Genomic DNA, 5,177 nt, shown 5'->3' on the forward strand with positions numbered 1-5,177 from the left:
TCGATGGGCAAGCCCCAGCCGATCAGCGAAACCGAAGCCGCGCGGATGCTGTCGACCAAGGACGAAGTCCAGGCGACGAGCGCCAAGCAGCAGGTCAAGGTCGATTACGAGATCGGCGACGCGGTCAAGGTGCTCGACGGTCCGTTCGCGAGCTTCAACGGCACCGTCGAGGAACTCGATTTCGACAAGTCGAAGGTCAAGGTGTCGGTGTCGATCTTCGGGCGCGCAACGCCGGTCGAACTGGATTTCGAGCAAGTCGAACGAGTTAAATGAGGCCTCGCCTCATTTGACGTCCGCACGCAAATAGCGAAGCTATTTGCGAGACGGCGTTCGACCGGCCGGCGGGGCAAAGCCCCGACCGACGACGCGGCTTTGCCGCGGCGGCTGCGCCACGCCCCCAACAGCAAGCCGCATTGAATCCGTCATCATTCGATGCGATATTCTGCGCATCAAAGGATCAACTGCCATGCGCACCACCCTCGCCCTCGATGACGATCTCGTCCTGCAGGCCCAGACCTATACCGGCCTGAAGGAGAAATCGGCGCTGGTGCGCGAGGCCTTGAAAGCGCTGATCGAACGCGAAGCGGCGCACCGGCTCTCCCGCCTCGGCGGCAGCGACCCGACCGCCACAGCCGGACCGCGCCACCGTCCCACATGAGCGTTCTGCTCGTCGATACGGGCGTGTGGATCGACCATTTGCGGCGTGGAGACGCAACGCTTGGCCATTTGCTGATGCAGGGACGCGTGCTGGGTCACGCGATGGTGACGGGCGAGATTGCGATGGGTAGCCTTGCCAATCGCCCCACCGTGTTGGGCGCGTTGCAGCAGCTGCCGCAAGCGGTGCGCGCGCGCGATGAGGAAGTCATCGACTTGATCGAGCGTCAGGCGCTCTTCAGCCTCGGGCTCGGCTTCATCGATGCGCACCTGCTGGCTGCGACCTTACTCACGCCCGGCGCGCTGCTATGGACGCGTGACAAAAGGCTTGCCGATGCTGCGGCGTCGATGGCGATCGCGGCACTCCACGCCTAGCGGGGCTGCCGCGATCCGCCAAATTACCCTAGCCCGCCACCTCAACCACCCGGTCGAAATCGCTCGCATCATGCCGCTCGGCGAGCTGCTTGGCCGGGTCGCCGAACACGCGGTTGACGCGGGCGCCGCGCTTCACGGCCTCACGCGCGCCAATCTGATCGGTCCAGCGCGCGACATTCTTGTAATCATCGATGCCGAGGAACTCGCGCGCATTATAGGCCACGCGGATGCCAGCGCCGTACCAAGGGTAAATCGCCATGTCGGCGATCGTGTAGTCGTCGCCGACCATATATTCATGGTTTGCCAGATGCGTGTCGAGCACGTGGAGCTGGCGCTTCACTTCCATCGCATAGCGATCAATCGCGTATTGGATCTTGAACGGCGCATAGGCGTAGAAATGGCCGAAGCCGCCGCCGAGGAACGGCGCCGATCCCATTTGCCACATCAGCCAGTTGAAGGTCGCGGCGCGCTTGCGCGGGTCGGTCGGCAGGAAGGCGCCGAACTTTTCCGCCAGATACACCATCATCGATCCGCTTTCGAACAGATGGATGACGGGGTCGACCGAATGATCGGCCATCGCCGGGATTTTCGAATTGGGATTGATGTCGACAAAGCCGCTGCCGAACTGGTCGCCCTCGCCGATCTTGATCAGCCACGCGTCATATTCGGCACCGCTGTGCCCGGCGGCGAGCAATTCCTCGAGCAGGATCGTGACTTTGACGCCATTGGGCGTGCCGAGCGAATAAAGCTGGATCGGGTGCTTGCCGACCGGCAGTGGCTTGTCGTGCGTCGCGCCCGAGATAGGGCGATTGATGTTGGCGAAAGCGCCGCCATTGCCGGGCTCCCAGGTCCAGACGGCAGGCGGCACATAACCGGCGGGCTGGTTGTTGGCGGCGGGGTCAGCGGCGTCGGTCATGCGGAGTCCTCCCTATGGTTGCTGGCCACGATATGGGGTGGCGGGGGCTCGCGTCCAGTGATGCGAAGGCTTGGGGGCAGACAAGCCAATCCATCGTTGCGCCGCACGCCCAGTTCGGCTATGCGCCCGCTCTTCCAAAGCAGCGGCAATGGAATGCGTGCGGGAGGCGGGCCTTGGTCTGTCGCTTGAACCGCTAAACTTGAACCCGGTCGGGCCCGCCCCGGCCGCGCAACAGAGTGAGTATCATGGCGAAGAAAATTACAGGCTATATCAAGCTGCAGGTTCCTGCAGGCAAGGCGAACCCCTCCCCGCCGATCGGTCCGGCGCTGGGCCAGCGCGGCGTCAACATCATGGAATTCTGCAAGGCGTTCAACGCGTCGACCGGCGACCAGGAAGTCGGCACGCCGCTGCCGACCGTGATCACTGTCTATGCCGACCGTTCGTTCTCGTTCGAAACCAAGACGCCGCCGGCGACGTACCTTATCAAGAAGGCCGCTGGGCTGAAGTCGGGTTCGAAGGAGCCGGGCAAGGTCACCGCGGGCAAGATCGCGCGCTCGAAGCTGAGCGAGATCGCCCAGGCCAAGATGAAGGACCTGAACGCCAACGATATCGAAGCCGCGACGCGCATCATCGAGGGTTCGGCCCGCGCGATGGGCCTCGAAGTGGTGGAGGGCTGATCCGATGACCAAGCTGACCAAAAAGGCCAAGACCCTCGCCGCCGCTGTCGACCGCGACAAGCTCTACACGATCGACGAAGCGATTGCGCTCGCGCGGGCGAACGCGACCGCGAAGTTCGACGAAACGATCGAAGTCGCGCTCAACCTCGGCGTTGATCCGCGCCACGCCGACCAGATGGTCCGCGGTGTCGTGACGCTGCCCAAGGGCACCGGCAAGACCGTGCGCGTCGGCGTGTTCGCCAAGGGCGCCAAGGCCGATGAAGCCCGTGAAGCGGGCGCCGATGTTGTCGGCGCTGAAGACCTGATGGAGCTCGTTCAGGGCGGTACGATCGACTTCGATCGCTGCATTGCGACCCCGGACATGATGGGCGTCGTCGGGCGGCTCGGCAAGATCCTGGGGCCGAAGGGCCTGATGCCGAACCCCAAGCTCGGCACCGTGACAATGAACGTCGCGCAGGCCGTGAAGGACGCCAAGGGCGGCCAGATCGAATATCGCGTCGAAAAGGCCGGCATCATCCATTCGGGTATCGGCAAGGCGTCGTTCCCGGCCGAAGACTTGCGCGCGAATTTCGATGCGCTGGTCGATGCGCTGATCAAAGCGAAGCCCGCCGGCGCCAAGGGCAAGTACGTCAAGAAGATCGCCGTAAGCTCGACGATGGGCGCGGGCGTTCGCGTCGACACGGGTGAGGTTGCGGCGTAACCAACGCCTCGACACGCAATGTTGAAGGGTCGGGAGCAATCCCGGCCCTTTTGCTTTGCCCCCTTGCCGATGCGCACCGCGCGTATTAGCCATGCACGACACAAGGGGGAGCGTCGCATGAAATCCACAGTGGCCAAAGTGCTCACGAGCCTGACGATTGCTGGCCTGCTAATCGCGCCCGCCAGCCTCGACGCCAAGCGCAAGCCGCGCCCCGCCGCCTATAAAGTGCGCATCGAGTCCGTAATGGCGCATGAGAAGTTCCTCGCTGGCGACGAGCTGCGCGGGCGCGGCAGCGCGACCGGCGACGAAGCGATTGCCGCGGCTTATGTCGCGTCGCAATTCGCGCAATATGGGCTGAAGCCCGCGCCGGGGATGACGGGGTATCTCCAGCCCGCCAAGGTGATCCGGCTGAAGCTGAAGGGTGATCCGGTCCTGACGGCTGCTGGCGCGCCTGTGGCGGGCATGTCGCTGATCATCGGCAGTGGCGAGCCGATCAGCGGCAAGGTGGCCGTGTTCACCGGTGACAAGCCCGCCGACATGCCGGCCGCTGACGTCGTGCTGGTGCCTGCCTTCAAGGGGCCGCCCTTTGCGCTGTTCGGTGCCGCGCGCGCCAAGAAGGTGAAGCTCCTCATCCTTGCCGAAAGCGCGATGACAAAGGGCCAGCTTGCGTCACAAGGTGGTGCGCCGCGATTGCCGGTTTTTCTGGACGGGGCGTCGCCTTCGGCAGGGGTTTCGGTTGCCACGCTGCCGCCCGAGACGCTGACCGCACTTGCTGCCAAGCCAGGCACCGATATCGCGCTGACGCTGCCCGACGTGGTGCGCGAAGAAAGTATCACCACCAACGCGATCGGCTATATCGCCGGTTCCGATCCCAAGGCCGGGACGCTGCTGTTTTCGGGCCATCTCGATCATCTCGGCGTGCTCGCCAACGGCACGGTGATGCACGGCGCCAACGACGATGCGTCGGGCACGGTCGCGGTGCTCGAAATCGCGCAGGCGATGGCCAAGGGCCGACGCCCGCGCCGCAGCTTGCTATTCGTGGCTTATGGCAGCGAGGAAATCGGCCTGTTCGGTTCCACCTATTTTGGCCAGCACCCGCCAGTACCGCTCACCGACATCGTCGCCAATCTCGAATTCGAGATGATCGGCGCGCAGGACCCGAAACTGCCCAAGGGCGTGATGATGATGACCGGCTACGACCGGTCCGATTTCGGCACGGCGATGAAAGCACATGGCGCGCTCGTCACCGCCGATCCTTACCCCGAGCAGAACTTCTTCCAGCGATCGGACAATTACGCGCTCGCGCGGCAAGGGATTGTTGCGCATACCGTATCGGGCTGGGCGCTGGTACCGACCTATCACAAGCCGACCGATACGGTGGAGAACATCGACTTCACCTTCATGACGAACGCGATCCAGTCGTTGATCAAGCCGGTGAAGTGGCTGGCGTATGGCAGCTTCACGCCGCAGTGGACGAAGGACGGCAAGCCGAAACCATAGGATCGAGGGCCAAGCTAGCACCGTCCGCGCTGAGCTTGTCGAAGCGCCGTCTCACTTCTCGGTCCTTGGGAAAAAGGAAGGACGGCCCTTCGACGAGCTCAGGGCAAACGGTGATTGGTGCAGACCAGTCATTGACATTTAGCCCCCGCGCTGTATTGGCGCGCGCTCACCCGGCATAGGTTCGCTTGCGCCGGGTTACCGTCCGAGACGGCAGGTGTGGGCTTCCCACTTAATCTCCTGCCTAGACGGGGACTGGAATTTCCGACCGATGTCGGGGCTTGCCCTCGCGCGGTCTGCCGTGGTTCACGCCGCGATCCACCCCCTTTGACGGACAAGCCCGGCTGGAACGGGGGTC

Annotated in this window: 7 protein-coding genes; 6 read left to right on the forward strand and 1 reads right to left on the reverse strand. The window is 63.7% G+C overall.

Annotated features, from left to right (window positions below):
* The 3 genes from K2W81_RS04150 to K2W81_RS04160 form a co-directional block, all read left to right on the forward strand.
* The coding region (locus K2W81_RS04150) for a KOW motif-containing protein (protein WP_294101688.1) at window positions 1-273 on the forward strand (273 nt) is incomplete at its 5' end.
* A 193-nt stretch (window positions 274-466) separates the two neighbouring features.
* Complete coding sequence (locus tag K2W81_RS04155; protein WP_294101690.1) at window positions 467-658, forward strand: type II toxin-antitoxin system VapB family antitoxin; 192 nt, start codon at window positions 467-469, stop codon at window positions 656-658.
* The gene (locus K2W81_RS04160) at window positions 655-1,029 is read left to right on the forward strand and encodes a PIN domain-containing protein (protein WP_294101691.1); all 375 of its coding nucleotides are present in this window, start codon (window positions 655-657) and stop codon (window positions 1,027-1,029) included. Before K2W81_RS04155 ends, K2W81_RS04160 begins: the two co-directional genes overlap by 4 nt.
* Before the next feature lie 28 nt (window positions 1,030-1,057).
* On the opposite strand, the gene yghU is transcribed toward K2W81_RS04160, so the two are convergent.
* The gene (gene yghU / locus K2W81_RS04165) at window positions 1,058-1,945 is read right to left on the reverse strand and encodes a glutathione-dependent disulfide-bond oxidoreductase (RefSeq protein WP_294101692.1); all 888 of its coding nucleotides are present in this window, start codon (window positions 1,943-1,945) and stop codon (window positions 1,058-1,060) included.
* Window positions 1,946-2,190: 245 nt separating this feature from the next.
* Between yghU and rplK the strand changes: the two genes are divergently transcribed.
* The 3 genes from rplK to K2W81_RS04180 all read left to right on the forward strand — a co-directional run bounded on the left by rplK (window position 2,191) and on the right by K2W81_RS04180 (window position 4,822).
* Window positions 2,191-2,622 (forward strand): 50S ribosomal protein L11, encoded by a 432-nt coding sequence (gene rplK / locus K2W81_RS04170; RefSeq protein WP_294101694.1) that lies wholly within the window; start codon window positions 2,191-2,193, stop codon window positions 2,620-2,622.
* A gap of 4 nt (window positions 2,623-2,626) precedes the next feature.
* The gene (rplA, locus tag K2W81_RS04175) at window positions 2,627-3,322 is read left to right on the forward strand and encodes a 50S ribosomal protein L1 (protein ID WP_294101731.1); all 696 of its coding nucleotides are present in this window, start codon (window positions 2,627-2,629) and stop codon (window positions 3,320-3,322) included.
* Between the two features lie 117 nt (window positions 3,323-3,439).
* On the forward strand, window positions 3,440-4,822 hold the full coding sequence (locus tag K2W81_RS04180; protein ID WP_294101732.1) for a M28 family peptidase: 1,383 nt from the start codon (window positions 3,440-3,442) through the stop codon (window positions 4,820-4,822).
* Window positions 4,823-5,177: the final 355 nt, after the last annotated feature.

Origin of the sequence: Sphingomonas sp., from assembly GCF_019749955.1 — a bacterium.
Classification (GTDB): Bacteria; Pseudomonadota; Alphaproteobacteria; order Sphingomonadales; family Sphingomonadaceae; genus Sphingomonas.

Excerpts from the sequence above, each read along its gene's own strand:
- K2W81_RS04155 (WP_294101690.1), top strand. The coding sequence starts at position 467 with ATGCGCACCACCCTCGCCCTCGATGACGATCTCGTCCTGCAGGCCCAG.
- K2W81_RS04160 (WP_294101691.1), top strand. The coding sequence starts at position 655 with ATGAGCGTTCTGCTCGTCGATACGGGCGTGTGGATCGACCATTTGCGG.
- yghU (WP_294101692.1), bottom strand. The coding sequence starts at position 1,945 with ATGACCGACGCCGCTGACCCCGCCGCCAACAACCAGCCCGCCGGTTAT.
- rplK (WP_294101694.1), top strand. The coding sequence starts at position 2,191 with ATGGCGAAGAAAATTACAGGCTATATCAAGCTGCAGGTTCCTGCAGGC.
- rplA (WP_294101731.1), top strand. The coding sequence starts at position 2,627 with ATGACCAAGCTGACCAAAAAGGCCAAGACCCTCGCCGCCGCTGTCGAC.
- K2W81_RS04180 (WP_294101732.1), top strand. The coding sequence starts at position 3,440 with ATGAAATCCACAGTGGCCAAAGTGCTCACGAGCCTGACGATTGCTGGC.